Source organism: Methylocapsa acidiphila B2, assembly GCF_000427445.1.
Classification (GTDB): domain Bacteria; phylum Pseudomonadota; class Alphaproteobacteria; order Rhizobiales; family Beijerinckiaceae; genus Methylocapsa; species Methylocapsa acidiphila.
Window position 1 is genome coordinate 2,471,770 of the sequence record NZ_KE386496.1, and the last position, 13,548, is coordinate 2,485,317.

13 protein-coding genes are annotated in these 13,548 nt (G+C 63.3%); 2 read left to right on the forward strand and 11 right to left on the reverse strand.

Going from position 1 to position 13,548, the window contains the following annotated elements; translation table 11 throughout:
* Genes trbG through trbB form a run of 9 tightly spaced genes read right to left on the reverse strand, consistent with a single transcriptional unit; the run spans position 1 to position 8,119 of the window.
* Positions 1 to 1,017 carry a P-type conjugative transfer protein TrbG gene (trbG, locus tag METAC_RS23725; protein ID WP_051335584.1) on the reverse strand — a complete coding sequence of 339 codons (1,017 nt, stop codon included), beginning with the start codon at positions 1,015 to 1,017 and terminating at the stop codon, positions 1 to 3.
* Positions 1,014 to 1,697, reverse strand: coding sequence for a conjugal transfer protein TrbF (trbF, locus tag METAC_RS0114145; RefSeq protein ID WP_026607547.1), 684 nt, complete (start codon positions 1,695 to 1,697; stop codon positions 1,014 to 1,016). Before trbF ends, trbG begins: the two co-directional genes overlap by 4 nt.
* A gap of 2 nt (positions 1,698 to 1,699) precedes the next feature.
* The gene (gene trbL, locus METAC_RS0114150; RefSeq protein ID WP_026607548.1) at positions 1,700 to 2,974 is read right to left on the reverse strand and encodes a P-type conjugative transfer protein TrbL; all 1,275 of its coding nucleotides are present in this window, start codon (positions 2,972 to 2,974) and stop codon (positions 1,700 to 1,702) included.
* Between the two features lie 3 nt (positions 2,975 to 2,977).
* On the reverse strand, positions 2,978 to 3,322 hold the full coding sequence (trbK-alt, locus tag METAC_RS23730; protein ID WP_245257489.1) for a putative entry exclusion protein TrbK-alt: 345 nt from the start codon (positions 3,320 to 3,322) through the stop codon (positions 2,978 to 2,980).
* 20 nt (positions 3,323 to 3,342) lie between these two features.
* A complete protein-coding gene (trbJ, locus tag METAC_RS0114160; protein ID WP_026607549.1) occupies positions 3,343 to 4,083 on the reverse strand; it encodes a P-type conjugative transfer protein TrbJ in 741 nt (246 codons plus the stop codon).
* Positions 4,080 to 6,521 (reverse strand): conjugal transfer protein TrbE, encoded by a 2,442-nt coding sequence (trbE, locus tag METAC_RS0114165; RefSeq protein ID WP_026607550.1) that lies wholly within the window; start codon positions 6,519 to 6,521, stop codon positions 4,080 to 4,082. The genes trbJ and trbE overlap by 4 nt, the downstream gene beginning before the upstream one ends.
* 25 nt (positions 6,522 to 6,546) lie before the next feature.
* The gene (locus METAC_RS0114170; protein ID WP_026607551.1) at positions 6,547 to 6,825 is read right to left on the reverse strand and encodes a VirB3 family type IV secretion system protein; all 279 of its coding nucleotides are present in this window, start codon (positions 6,823 to 6,825) and stop codon (positions 6,547 to 6,549) included.
* Complete coding sequence (locus METAC_RS0114175) at positions 6,825 to 7,154, reverse strand: TrbC/VirB2 family type IV secretion system protein (protein ID WP_026607552.1); 330 nt, start codon at positions 7,152 to 7,154, stop codon at positions 6,825 to 6,827. Before METAC_RS0114175 ends, METAC_RS0114170 begins: the two co-directional genes overlap by 1 nt.
* A complete protein-coding gene (trbB, locus tag METAC_RS0114180; RefSeq protein WP_198017221.1) occupies positions 7,151 to 8,119 on the reverse strand; it encodes a P-type conjugative transfer ATPase TrbB in 969 nt (322 codons plus the stop codon). The genes METAC_RS0114175 and trbB overlap by 4 nt, the downstream gene beginning before the upstream one ends.
* A 455-nt stretch (positions 8,120 to 8,574) precedes the next feature.
* Between trbB and METAC_RS0114185 the strand changes: the two genes are divergently transcribed.
* On the forward strand, positions 8,575 to 9,441 hold the full coding sequence (locus tag METAC_RS0114185) for a hypothetical protein (protein WP_026607554.1): 867 nt from the start codon (positions 8,575 to 8,577) through the stop codon (positions 9,439 to 9,441).
* Positions 9,425 to 10,738, forward strand: coding sequence for an ATP-grasp domain-containing protein (locus METAC_RS0114190; protein WP_156898222.1), 1,314 nt, complete (start codon positions 9,425 to 9,427; stop codon positions 10,736 to 10,738). Before METAC_RS0114185 ends, METAC_RS0114190 begins: the two co-directional genes overlap by 17 nt.
* Positions 10,739 to 10,984: 246 nt before the next feature.
* Here METAC_RS0114190 and METAC_RS0114195 read toward each other — a convergent pair whose 3' ends face one another.
* Together METAC_RS0114195 and METAC_RS0114200 are read right to left on the reverse strand one after the other, a co-directional pair.
* Positions 10,985 to 11,407, reverse strand: coding sequence for a ribbon-helix-helix domain-containing protein (locus METAC_RS0114195; protein WP_026607556.1), 423 nt, complete (start codon positions 11,405 to 11,407; stop codon positions 10,985 to 10,987).
* A gap of 10 nt (positions 11,408 to 11,417) precedes the next feature.
* The gene (locus METAC_RS0114200) at positions 11,418 to 13,406 is read right to left on the reverse strand and encodes a conjugal transfer protein TraG (RefSeq protein WP_026607557.1); all 1,989 of its coding nucleotides are present in this window, start codon (positions 13,404 to 13,406) and stop codon (positions 11,418 to 11,420) included.
* Between the last annotated feature and the right edge of the window lie 142 nt (positions 13,407 to 13,548).

A 13,548-nucleotide genomic window follows, 5' to 3' on the forward strand; every position in this document is an offset into this window, starting at 1 on the left:
TTATGATCTCCCGTCCGTGCGGGAGATGCGAACGGTCTGCAGGTGATCGCCGCCAAGGCGCAGCTCGGCGGCGCCGAACAGACGGTCGACGACATAGTAGTTCTGGCGGACGCGATAATTGACGAGCTGGCCGTCGCCCTGCGGCCCGATAACGAACAGCGGCGGCGCCTCGCCCTGCGCCAGACCGCGCGGCATCTCGATATAGACCTTGGAGCCGTCGTCGAAGGCCGAAAGCGGCCGCCAGGGCGGAGCATCCCCCGTGATCTGATAGCGGAAGCGAAGCCGGGACACGTCGATGCCGGCGTCGATCGGGGCCGCGCTCGCGGCCGCCGCGTTCTGGCGTCGTAGCGCGATGAGCTGGTCTTCGGGATACTGCCAGGAGACCGAAGCCATGTAGGTCTGCTCGGTCGAACGCAGCTCGAGGAGATACGTCCGTCGATCGGTGTTGATGACGAGATTGGTCACCAGGTCCGGCCGGGTCGGTTTGACCAGGATGTGAACTTTCTTCGTCGCGCCCGCGCCGCTCTCGGTGTCGCCGATGATCCATCTGACGGTATCGCCGGCGGCGACGGGGCCGGATCCTACGAGCTGCTCGCCGTCCTGCAGCGCGACGTCCGTGACCTCGCCCGGCGCCGTATAGACCTGATAGAGGGCTCCACCCGAGAAGGGATAGACCTGCACGGCGTTGATGAAGCCGTCGCGAACCGGCTGCACGCGCGCGGCGGCGTTGGCCTGTTTGACGCGGACCGTCGGATCGCCCGGCTCCGGGGGAGCCTTGCCGCCAGGCAGAGGCTTCAATTGGCCGGGGAGCGGCAACGGCTTTCGTAGCTCCACGATCTGCACCGGGCCTGGCCGATCGGTCTGAAGAGTCGCGGGCTCGGCCACGTCGTCGAGCGCGATTTCCGGCGGCTTCTGAAGTTGCGCGCAACCGGCGAGCGCGGAAGCGGAAAGCAGTAAAGCCGCGAGGGCGTCTCTACGAAAAGCCGGAAGAGCGGGATTACGAAAAGACGGCTTCATTGCCCGAGCTCCTTCGACCAGTTGATGGCGTTGACATAGATGCCGAGCGGGTTCCTGCGCAGACGATCGGCGTCGTGTGGGGTCTGGAGCACGACGGTGAGGATGGCGGTCCAACGCTCGGTCGCGCTGAGGCTGCCATTCTCGTAGCGGCGCTGGATCCACGCGACGCGGAATGAGTCGGGCGAGGCGCGAATGACGCTGGAGACTTCGACGGAGATCTGGGCCTTGCCGAGATTGGCGAAGGGATCGTTGGTCCGCGCGTAGTCATTGAGCGCCGCCGCGCCGCGATCGGTGGTGAATTCATAGGCGCGCAGCCATTGCTTGCGCAGGATGATCGGATCGGCCGGCAGGCCGCGCACATCCTCGATGAAGTGCGCGAGGTGATAGGCGATCTGCGGATCGGTCGCCTGATAGTCCGCGCTGGCCGGCGCGATCGCCTGAGCCTGGCCGAGCTTGTCGACCTGCACCACCCAGGGCGTGATCGTGCCGCTCGCCGATTGCCAGATGAGACCGCCCGCGAGGCCGCCTGAGAGGATCAGGCAGCCGAAGGCCATCAATCGCCAGTTCTTGGCCTGGACGCGGGCCGAACCGATCCGTTCGTCCCAGACCTGGGCGGCTTTCTGATAGGGCGTCTCTGGCTCGGGGGTTCGCCCGTAGCGCACGGATGGTCGTCGGAACATGCTCATTCCCCTTCGGAGAGATCGACGGAAGCGCCGCTGCCGCCGCCATCACCGGATTTGACTGCGTGGGCAGCCGTTGAGGCGCCATGGCTGATGGTTTGCGAGCGTCTCATCCGCTTCGCCCACTCGGGCGGACCGGCAGTCGCCGAGGGACCAGCCGAGGGCGTGTCCCCGGCCGCTTCCCCCATCGCGGCCCGCCCGCCGGCTTCGAAGCTCGACTTGACGTTGGCGGCGGCGCGGCGCAACGGGCTGATGATCGCCTCCGCGCCGTTGGAGAGCCCGGCTGTCGCAACGCCGGATGCGCCCCCTGCGCGATAGGCGGCGGTCGCGCCGCCGGCGATAGCCGCGCCGCCACGGGCGGTTCCCGCGATGGCGCCACCGACAAGGCCGGCGCCGCCCGCGGCGAGACCGGCTCCGGCGACGACGATGCCGCCAGCCGCGAGGCTCGTGCCGACGGCGGCGCCGGCGCCGAGCTGCGGTCCGCCCGAGACAATGCCGTTGGCGATGCCGGGTCCGAAGATGCCGAGACCGAGCAGCGACAGCGCGGCGAGCACGATCGCCATGGCGTCGTCGATCGAGGGCTGCGCGCCGCCGAAGCCAGCTGTGAATTGGGAGAATAGAGTCGATCCGATGCCGACGATCACGGCGAGCACCAGTACCTTGACGCCCGAGGAGACGACGCTGCCGAGCACGCGTTCGGCGGCGAAGGCGGTCTTGCCGAAGAGGCCGAAGGGGATCAGCACGAAGCCGGCGAGCGTCGTCAGCTTGAATTCGATCAGCGTGACGAAAAGCTGGATCGCGAGGATAAAGAAGGCGAGCAGCACCATCATCCAGGCGAACAGCAGCACCGCGATCTGGATGAAGTTCTCGAAGAACGAGACATAGCCCATGAGGCCCGAGATCGAATCGAGGATGGGTCGGCCGGCGTCGAGGCCGACCTCTGCGATGCGGCCGGGGCGCAGAAAATCCGCTTCCGCCAATCCCGTCCCAGACGCCTTCAGGCCGAGCCCGGCAAAACTCTCGAAGACGATGCGGGCAAGGTTGTTCCAGTTGCCGATGAGCCAGGCGAAGACGCCGACGAACAGCGTCTTCTTGACGAGTCGCGCGATGATGTCGTCGTCGGCGCCCCAGGACCAGAAGAGCGCGGCCAGCGTCATATCGATCGCGATCAGCGTGGTGGCGATGAAGGCTACTTCGCCGCCGAGCAGGCCGAAGCCGCTGTCGATGTATTGGGTGAAGACCGCGAGGAAACGATCGATGGCGCCCGTGCCGCCCATGACTTACTTGTCCTCCGATTTGGGCTGATCGGCCGACACCGTGCCGGGCGCGCCGTTCGGCGGCGGGTTCGGGAACATCTGAACGGGCGAGCGTTCGGAGGGTTGAGCGCCCAGCCGGAGGAAGCGGCGGCGATTCTCGGCCCAGGCGCGTAGGCAACCAGCATCGTGCGCCCCGGCTTCGCCAAGAAGCTGGCAACGGCTCAGCTCGGCCCGGAGGGGATCGCCGTCGACTATGACCGTCGACGATGAGGAAGGGGCCGCTGGCTTTGGATCGCCGTGTTTGATCTGAACCGCGGTCACGGCAATCGCGAGCATGACGAAAGCCATCGCCGCGATCCGCGCCGCCATCGTCGGATTCAGTCGCGTCGTCATTGGTGAAACATCGTGACGGTCGTGGACTGATAGCTCGTCCCCGGCGTCAGGAAGCGGCGAAGCTGTTCTTTGGCCTGATCCTGGGCAGCGGCTTGCTGGGCGGCCTGAAGACTCTGCGCCCGACCTTGGGCGGCCACGGTTGCCGTCAAGTCCGCGAGCTGCTGGGCCTGAAGGGCGAGGATCTGATTGCCCGCCTGAGCCGCCTGAAGTGCGCCCGTCGCCGACTGGCTCGACGTGACCAGCGCCGACATCTGCGTGCGGTTCGTGTCGAGATTTCCTACGACGCCAGCCTGGACGCGCAATGCGTCCTGTAGACCGGCGACCGAGTTCTGCCAACGCTGTTGGGCGTTGGCGATCAGCGCCTGATTGGACTGGCTGGCGTTCGCGCTTCCGTAGGTGGTCTGGAACGCGCGGTCGATCTGCTGAACGTTATAGGCAATGTTCTGCGCCTGGGCGAGGAGCTGCTGGGTCCTCTGGATCGACGATTGAAGCTGTTGCAGCGAGGAATACGGCAGGCTCGCGAGATTGCGCGCCTGATTGATCAGCATCTGCGCCTGGTTCTGAAGCGAGGTGATCTCGTTCGTGACCTGCTGCAACTCGCGCGCTGCGGTCAGGACGTTCTGGGAAAAATTGCTGGGATCGAAGACGATCATTTGCGCGAACGCTGGCACCGCCAAAGCGAGCGATAGCGCGAGCGCGGTCGACGCCGCGAGATGACGCGGACGGATACGAATCATGGCTGGCTCTCCAGGTTCCCGAGGTCGGGGATGAAATCAGCCGCCCAGCCTGCATCGCGCAGGCGCAGCCAGGCGGACGTGAAGCCGTCGCGGCCATGCTCGGCGAGCAGGCGCTCGATGGCGGCCTGATCGGTCTTCGAGGACGCGGCGGTGAAGGCCAGCGCGACGTCGCCAAGCCCCAATTCGAACAGGCGATTGCCGCGCCGCGACTGGCAGTAGTAGTCGCGCTTCGGCGTCGCGCGGGCGAGGATCTCGATCTGACGATCGTTGAGGCCGAAGCGGCGATAGATGGCGGCGATCTGCGGCTCGATCGCGCGCTCGTTCGGCAGGAACAGGCGTGTCGGGCAGCTTTCGATGATGGCGGGCGCGATCGCGGAGCCGTCGATGTCCGACAGCGATTGGGTGGCGAAGACGACGCTGGCGTTCTTCTTGCGAAGGGTCTTCAGCCATTCGCGGAGCTGGCCGGCGAAGCCCTCGTCGTCAAGCGCGAGCCAGCCTTCGTCGACGATCAGCAGAGTCGGCCAACCGTCGAGACGGCCTTCGATGCGGTGGAAGAGATAGGCGAGCACGGCGGGGGCGGCGCCCGTGCCGATCAGGCCCTCGGTCTCGAAGGCCTGCACCCTCGCATCGCCGAGACGCTCAGTCTCGGCGTCGAGCAGGCGGCCATAGGGACCGCCGAGACAATAGGGCTGCAGGGCGCGCTTCAGCGCCTGCGATTGCAGCAGCACGGAGAGACCGGTCAGCGTACGTTCCTCGGTCGGCGCGCTGGCGAGCGAGGAGAGCGCGGACCAGAGGTGATCTTTGGCTTCCGGCGTCACGCTGACCTTCTCGCGCGTGAGGATGCCGGCGATCCATTCCGCCGCCCAGCCGCGTTCAGCGACGCTGTCGATGAGCGCCAATGGCTGCAAGGCGACAGGCTCGGTCGCATCCGCGGACAGGGCGCCGCCGAGATCGTGCCAGTCGCCGCCCATGGCGAGCGCCGCGGCGCGGATCGAGCCGCCGAAGTCGAAAGCGAAGATCTGGGACCAGGCATACCGGCGGAACTGCAATGCCATCAGCGCCAGGAGCACAGACTTGCCCGCGCCGGTCGGCCCGACCACCAGCGTGTGGCCGACATCGCCGACATGCAGGCTGAAGCGGAACGGGGTAGACCCTTCCGTCCGCGCGAAGAACAGCGGCGGCGCCTTGAAATGCTCATCCCTTGACGGGCCTGCCCACACCGCCGAGAGCGGGATCATGTGGGCGAGGTTCAGGGTTGAGACCGGCGGCTGACGAACATTGGCGTAGGCATGCCCCGGCAAAGAGCCAAGCCAGGCTTCGACCACGTTGACCGTCTCCACCATGCAGGTGAAGTCGCGGCCCTGGATGACCTTTTCGACCAGCCGCAGCTTCTCGTCGGCGATGCGCGGATCATCGTCCCAGACCGTGACGGTCGCGGTGACATAGGCCTGACCGATCAAGTCGGAACCCAACTCCTGGAGCGCCGCGTCCGCATCCATGGCCTTGTTGTGGGCGTCGGTGTCGAGGAGCGTCGAAGCCTCATTGGTCATCACCTCCTTGAGGATCGCCGCGATCGACTTCCGCTTGGCGAACCATTGCCGACGGATCCTGGTCAGCAACCTGGTCGCATCGTTCTTGTCGAGCATGATCGCTCGCGTCGACCAGCGGTATGGGAAGGCGAGCCGGTTCAGTTCGTCGAGGATGCCGGGCGTGGTCGCGGTTGGGAACCCAACGACCGTCAGCACGCGCAGATGCGCGGCGCCCAGCATTGGCTCCAGCCCGCCGGTCAGCGGCTGGTCGGCGAGCACCGCATCGAGGTACATCGGCGTCTCGGGGATGCGGACGCGTTGGCGCTTCGTCGACACGCAGGAATGCAGATAGGTCAGCGTCTCTGCGTCATCGAGCCAGCCGCTCTCGGGCATGAAGCCCTCGACGAGTTGCAGCACGCGGTCGGTGCGGGCGATGAAACCGCGCAGCACCACGCGCGCGGCGGCGCGCTCGGTGCGCGCGCGGCCCTCATAGAGGAAGCGCTCGGCGCGGGCGGCGTCTTCTGCCGGCGGCAGGTAGAGGAAGGTCAGGAAATAGCTCGACTCGAAGTGGACCCCTTCTTCCTCGAACTCGGCCTTGCGTTCGGCATCGACCAGCGCCGAAGCCACGTCGGGAAAGCGGCTCTCCGGATAATGGAAGGCTGGATGACGCTGGGCCTCGACGAAGACGGCCCATCCCGAGCCCAGCCGGCGCAAGGCGTTGTTCAGCCGGCCGGCGACGGCGACGAGTTCCGCCGGAACGGCGGAATCGAGATCCGGCCCCCGAAACCGCGCCGTGCGCTGGAAGCTGCCGTCCTTGTTGAGGACGACGCCTTCCCTGACGAGCGCCGCCCAGGGAAGAAAATCCGCGAGCCGGGTGGTGGGGCGGCGATATTCGGCGAGGTTCATCATCGGGCGACGTCCATGATGTGCGGCCTCAGACGGTCAGATGACCGGGGATGCGCAGATGCCGGCGCACCACTTCGACGAACATCGGATCGCGCTTCGCCGCCCAGACGGCGGTCGCGTGGCCGACGACCCACAGCAACAGGCCGGCGATCCAGAGGCGCAGACCGAGGCCAAGAGCTGCGGCCAGCGTGCCGTTGAGGATCGCCACGGCGCGCGGCGCGCCGCCCATGAGGATCGGCTCGGTCAGCGCGCGGTGGACCGGGACCACGAAGCCGGGGACGGGCTGCTCGCCAGTGAGGTCTTGCATCAGATCAGGGCCCCGCCGCCGAAGGAGAAGAAAGACAGGAAGAAGCTCGACGCGGCGAAAGCGATCGAGAGACCAAAGACGATCTGGATCAGCCGGCGGAAGCCGCCCGACGTGTCGCCAAACGCCAGAGTGAGGCCGGTGACGACGATGACGATCACCGCCATGATCTTGGCGACCGGCCCCTCGACCGATTGCAGGATCTGATTGAGCGGTTGCTCCCACGGCATGTTTGAGCCGGCGGCCCAGGCGGGGATGCTGGTCAACGTGACGAAGCCGACGGCGGCGACCGTCGCGATATGCTGGCGGATGAGGAATGGTCGACGGATCATGACGGGTCTCCTGCGCTTGAGAGGGCATAGTCGCCGGCCGGTCCCAGCCCGGTGACGTGGACGAGTTCGGCGAGACGGCGCTCCGAGCCGCGACCAGCGAGCACGGCGACCACATCGATGGTCTCGGCGATCAGCGCGCGCGGAACGGTGACGACGGCTTCCTGGATGAGCTGCTCGAGGCGGCGCAGCGCGCCTATCCCTGAGCCGGCATGGATGGTGCCGATGCCGCCGGGATGGCCGGTGCCCCAGGCCTTCAGGAGATCGAGCGCCTCGGCGCCCCGCACTTCGCCGATCGGGATTCGGTCGGGGCGCAGGCGCAGCGACGAGCGCACAAGATCGGAAAGCGAGACGACGCCATCCTTGGTGCGGAGCGCCACGAGGTTTTGCGCCTCGCATTGAAGCTCGCGCGTGTCCTCGATCAGCACCACGCGATCGGCGGTCTTGGCGACCTCGGCCAGAAGCGCATTGGTGAGCGTCGTCTTGCCGGTGGAGGTGCCGCCGGCGACCAGAATGTTTTTGCGCGCGGCAACCGCCGTGCGCAGAATCGCTGAATGCGCCTGGCTCATGATCCCGGCGGCGACATAATCGTCGAGGGTGAAAACGGCGACGGCAGGCTTGCGGATCGCGAAGGCCGGAGCGGCGACAACGGGCGGCAGAAGCCCCTCGAACCGCTCTCCCGTCTCGGGCAATTCCGCCGAGACGCGCGGCGAACCGGGATGCACCTCCGCGCCGACATGGTGCGCCACAAGCCGGATGATGCGCTCGCCATCGGCGGCGGAGAGGCGCTCTCCCGTGTCGGCGAGACCGCTGGACAGCCGGTCGATCCAGAGCCGCCCGTCGGGGTTCAGCATCACTTCGACAATGGCGGGGTCTTCGAGGAAGCTGGCGATCGCCGGTCCGAGCGCCGTGCGCAGCATGCGCGCGCCACGAGATATCGCCTCGGACTGGAAGGAATGAACCGCCACCTGCGTCCCCGGTCTTGCGGGCTGCGACGGGCGGCCCTGGATCGGGGATGATTAGAAAAGGCAGGACCTCGGGCGGCGCAACAACGCTATCAGAGGCGTAGGGCGCTGGCGGACAAAGACAGGGGGGTGGCGGAGTTGCTCGGATTTATTCATCATCGATGGTGGCCGAATGGATGATCTCTTTCGTTGTCGCAGCGGACATCGGCCTAGTTGCGAGTGACTCCTCCGTTTGACCCTCGGGCCCCGTTCGGGCCACGCGGGATGGTGATCGTGTCGCGCCGATTGTCGTCGTTTAGCTAAGCAGCGCTGCTCCCCATAAAGCGGACACCGCAATTGGCGGGATGAACAAGGCCGTTTCGGGTGGAAACCTGCCTATCGCAGCTCAAGTTTCGATGATAGACTAACCGCGCGTCGAAAGCATTGGACTAATAAGCATGTCTAGAAGCAACAGGTCTATGTTTCAATGGCTTTTTCCTATCGGGGAAGGTGAAGGACCAAGACGCCGAACGACAATCGCCGCCTTTTTCATCGGCATGACACTGCCCGCCATCGTAGACCTACTAGTCCAGCACACGGAGCAGTCCCTTCCTGGTGATTTGATGCAGTTGGTTGTCTCCGTCACAGCCGGAGCTGTGTTGACACTGCCACCGCTATTCTTCTTCTGTAAACCAAGGGATCCGGCCTTGAAATGGCCAACAGTTGTAATTGGCTTGGGTTACATAATGATGGCGGTACTTTATGCGCTGAAAATTCTCAGTACTTTGAATGTACAAGGTGCCGTGTTGTTTACTACAAAGATTGGATATGATCCATTAACCGATGCTATTTCATCAATGATATTTGTCTATGCGTGGTTTTTGTTCTCACAGACAGAACCAGATCAGGGAACTAAAAGAACCGAACGTTTCATGATTTTCGTCATGTCCCTAGCTGTTCTCGTAAGCGGTGCATGGAAGTTTTTTGGCGACTGGCGTGACGATCAGCAAATGATCGCGATCGCTAGACGCGCACTGAATTTCAGTAACGGTGCAGTTTTCCTTTGCTTATACACTCAAATGCTTCGGATATTACCGCCACCAGATCCCATCAGCCGCTTTATTATTCTTCTCTATGGCTGCGTTCAGATTGAAGCAGATATTCGAGATTGCTTAGGCGCCTGCTCAAACTTATCAGAGGACGCGGCTGCCATCATCGTCGGTTGGATCCTTGTGATGGGGAAAGTTTTATTTGCCCTTTATGTAGTCTACTGTTTTCTTGAGGCCAAGCTTATAAATAGAGACTATGGGAGTTCCCTAAGTGAGGTCGGTGTTACTCGTCACTGATTCGATCTATCCGAAGACCAAAAGGCATATCGAAAAAATCCGGTCTCTAATTGGAGACGATCGACTTTCTGTCTTGTTGATTCGGGATAAGGGAGATCCTTTTTTTCAAAGAACGGGCGAGTACCTCAGCGATCTCGAAGTGTTGATCGAGGAGGTCGACTCACTAGAATCGCTTTACCGGTTTTTCGCGTCGAACACGACGCCAGCTGACGAAATATCTGTCTTGGCGCTGAACCAATCCGCCCTCCTCCCGGGATTGGCAGTGTTGGCGGTGCTGGGGCGATCGTTTCGACCCGGAATACTGGAGTCGTGTGACAAAGGTATCATGCGGTCCAGGCTTCAACCGGTTCCGAATCTAAGATTGGACCACTACGTCGTTCTTGGCGACGACGTGCCACCAGCACGCGCGCCATTTGAGCCAGGCCCCTACATTGTGAAACCCTGCCTTGGTACGAGCAGCCGCGATGTTTACCGGGCACAGAGTTGGGACGAGATCCGCCGGGTCATTCCCCTCTGGCAGGGATCCTGTAAATGGCTTCCTGACTGGATCGGAGCGTTGCTAGGTCTGACAAGGCCTTCAATTGGCGCGTTTATCGTAGAGCGTTTCATCGAGGGAACCGAGTTTTCAGTTGACGGCTGGATCGGTGATGACTTCGATGCGATTGTACAACAAAAGCTTTGGACTTTTGAACAGCCATTCTTTGGGGATGGCCTCACAATTTCTCCTCCTGCCTGCTCTGCCTGTCTGCCGGCGGATTACAATGCTCTGAAGACTCGCGAGGACAACATTGTTTACTTTGCGAGATCCATTCTCGAGGCAATTGGGTTGCGGAATGGCGTCTTCCACATCGAAGGCCGCGAATGTCGATCGAGCGGTGCGCTGCGCCTGATCGAGGTGAATCCCCGCGCCCCAGGCGGATCGTTATGGAGATCCGCTCTCCTGCGAATGAATTGCGACCTCGAATTGATGGATGCGGCGCTTCAGCTCGGTTACCCTTACCCAAAGTTGGCGGACGCTCCCGCTAAGCACGTACTGCATTATCCATTTTACGCCATGCAAAGCGGAACGCTACAGGACTGGGGTGGTCTGGACGGACCCTTCAGGCTGCCTAACCTCAAGATCGACAAAGTCGCCACTTTGAAGCAATCTTTCTACTCAGATCGCGTTCGGGAAGAGGCTTACCTTGCTTTTGCGGTGACGCACGATGACACTCTTGAGGCTCTCCTGGCTCAAGGACAAGAGATCCTGCGTCTTCGTCGCCCACAAATCCTCCAAAACCCACTCATGGGGACCTAGTGCGAGAGCCACGCGCTCCGCTCCGTGTGCGATTTTTATCGAGCGAACGCCGCCATTTTCGCCCAGTGCGGTCTTTCCGTATAATGAATGAGCGATGCTAAGCTGAAAGATTAATCTGATCCAACGGATGGTTAGACTAGGGTCGGACTTGCCCTCGCAATTTTCACGACCCGACGTCTGCTTGTTGCCCTTGGGCACTCCAAGCGGCCAATCTAGTTTCGGGCTGACCCGGTCCAAGATCGCCAATCATCTTTCCTCGCCTGTCTTGCCCTCTACATCTTGCGGAATCTCATCGAGCAGGCTTTGGCCCTTCTGCAGCCGTCGGCCGAGCGCCTCGATGAAGCCTTCGTAGCGCTCACGGCCCTTGATCTGAGCGGCTGCTTGCGCATCGCTTGGCAGCGGCGGCGTGATCGTCAGCCAGAAGCGGATGAACAGCGCCAGCGTCTCGGTCGAGATACCGACATTGCGTTCAAGCCGCTGGACCTGCCGGGACAGCCGGTCGAGACGGCGGGTGAAGGCGGCCTCGCGGAGATCGACGCCGTCCGGTGACAGGAACGATGCGACAGCGGCCTCAACGATGGCCGAGCGCGACAGGCCTTTGCGGTCGGCAAGATCCGCGATCTGCTTCAATAGTTCCGGCGGAAAATAGACGTTCATCCGGTCGCGCATAGGCCATCCTTCACAATTCGAGGCCGTCGCCGGGATCGAGCGAAGCCTGACGCGCGAAGCCGCGCATCTGCTGGCGGAGCACTCGGGCCTGACGCACCGTGTCTTCCGGTTCATCGTCGATGACGGCGAATTCCTCATGCGGCGGCGGGTTCGCCGTCTCCTTTACGATCGCCACATGATCAGGCAGTTCGGGCTCCCGGCGCAGGCCGCCATTGGCGGCGTCCTCGGCTTTCTCGAACTCGGTGATCAACGAGATTGACGGCTTTTGTGGCGCGAGCGCGGACCAGCTATCGGGCATTGGCGGCTCTGATGTCGGGACGGGCTTGGGCGGCGGCAGCACGCGCTCGGTCAAGCGCTTGTCCTCAAAGTATCGCGCCTTCTTTGCCCGGATGGGCGGCGTGCCCGCGAGCATGACAATCTCGTCGGCGGGCGGGAGTTGCATCACCTCGCCGGGCGTGAGCAATGGCCGTGCGGTCTCGGACCGCGAGACCATGAGATGCCCAAGCCAGGGCGAGAGCCGATGCCCGGCATAGTTCTTCATCGCCTTCATTTCGGTGGCGGTGCCAAGCGCATCTGAAACGCGCTTGGCGGTGCGTTCGTCGTTGGTCGCGAAGCTCACGCGGACATGGCAGTTGTCGAGGATCGAATTGTTCGCGCCGTAGGCTTTCTCGATTTGGTTCAGCGACTGCGCGATCAGGAACGCCTTGAGGCCGTAGCCCGCCATGAACGCCAGAGCGCTCTCGAAGAAATCGAGCCGGCCGAGCGCGGGAAACTCGTCGAGCATGAGCAGAACGCGATGACGACGATTCCTGGCGTGCAGGTCCTCGGTCAGCCGCCGGCCGATCTGGTTGAGGATTAGTCGGATCAGTGGCTTGGTGCGGCTGATGTCCGAAGGCGGGACCACGAGATAGAGCGTCGCTGGGCGATCGTCAGCGATCAGGTCGGAGATGCGCCAGTCGCAGCGGCGTGTGACCTGCGCGACCGCGGGATCGCGATAGAGGCCCAGGAACGACATGGCGGTGGAGAGGACGCCGGAGCGTTCATTGTCGGATTTGTTCAAAAGCTCCCGCGCCGTGGACGCCACCACGGGATGCGGCCCCGCTTCGCCCAGATGCGGCGTGGTCATCATCGCCTTCAGCGTCGTCTCGATCGGACGCTTCGGATCGGAGAGGAAGGCGGCGACGCCGGCCAGCGTTTTATCCGCCTCGGCGTAAAGGACATGCAGGATGGCGCCGACCAGCAGTGAGTGACTGGTCTTCTCCCAATGGTTCCGACGCTCCAGCGAACCTTCGGGGTCGACCAGCACGTCGGCGACGTTCTGGACGTCGCGAACCTCCCACTCGCCGCGGCGAACCTCGAGCAAAGGATTATAGGCGGCGGACGCCGCATTGGTTGGGTCGAACAGCAGCACGCGCCCATGCCGCGCGCGGAAGCCGGCGGTCAGAGTCCAGTTCTCTCCCTTGATGTCATGGACGATGGCCGAACCCGGCCAGGTCAGCAGCGATGGGACGACGAGGCCGACGCCTTTGCCGGAGCGCGTTGGTGCGAAACACAGGACATGCTCCGGCCCGTCGTGCCGGAGATAGTCCCGCTCCAACCTTCCCAGGATGACGCCGTCCGGACCGAGCAGCCCGCCGCTCTTCATCTCGGCGGGCGTCGCCCATCGCGCCGAACCGTAGGTCTCGACGTTCTTCGCCTCGCGGGCGCGCCAGACCGACATGCCAATGGCAACCGCGATCGAGATGAATCCGCCCGAAGCTGCCATGTACGCGCCCTCGACGAAGATCGACGGGGCATAGGCGTCATAGGCGTACCACCACCAGAAGAAGGCAGGCGGCAGATAGACCGGCACGCCGCGCGCCAGCTCGAACCATGGTCGGCCAAGCTCAGGCTGGAAGCCGAGCCGCCACGCCGTCCACTGCGTCGCGGTCCAGATTGTGACGAGCACGATCAGGAAGACGACGGTGATTTGGCCCCAGAGGATTTTGGTGGCGGACAGCGCTTGGCTCCTTGATAGCGAATGTCATCAAGGTCGGTAGTCAGCGCCACGGATTACAAGATGTCTCAGTTGCAGATCGCAGGTTCGACGGCGGCAGCGAATAGATACAGGGAATGGCGTAAAAGGCCCGGAGATCGCTTGC

Coding starts and splice junctions, on each gene's coding strand:
- trbJ (WP_026607549.1), bottom strand. CDS start 4,083: ATGATTCGTATCCGTCCGCGTCATCTCGCGGCGTCGACCGCGCTCGCG.
- METAC_RS0114185 (WP_026607554.1), top strand. CDS start 8,575: ATGTTTCAATGGCTTTTTCCTATCGGGGAAGGTGAAGGACCAAGACGC.
- trbE (WP_026607550.1), bottom strand. CDS start 6,521: ATGATGAACCTCGCCGAATATCGCCGCCCCACCACCCGGCTCGCGGAT.
- trbK-alt (WP_245257489.1), bottom strand. CDS start 3,322: ATGGCGGCGCGGATCGCGGCGATGGCTTTCGTCATGCTCGCGATTGCC.
- trbL (WP_026607548.1), bottom strand. CDS start 2,974: ATGGGCGGCACGGGCGCCATCGATCGTTTCCTCGCGGTCTTCACCCAA.
- METAC_RS0114175 (WP_026607552.1), bottom strand. CDS start 7,154: ATGATCCGTCGACCATTCCTCATCCGCCAGCATATCGCGACGGTCGCC.
- METAC_RS0114170 (WP_026607551.1), bottom strand. CDS start 6,825: ATGCAAGACCTCACTGGCGAGCAGCCCGTCCCCGGCTTCGTGGTCCCG.
- METAC_RS0114195 (WP_026607556.1), bottom strand. CDS start 11,407: ATGCGCGACCGGATGAACGTCTATTTTCCGCCGGAACTATTGAAGCAG.
- trbG (WP_051335584.1), bottom strand. CDS start 1,017: ATGAAGCCGTCTTTTCGTAATCCCGCTCTTCCGGCTTTTCGTAGAGAC.
- trbF (WP_026607547.1), bottom strand. CDS start 1,697: ATGTTCCGACGACCATCCGTGCGCTACGGGCGAACCCCCGAGCCAGAG.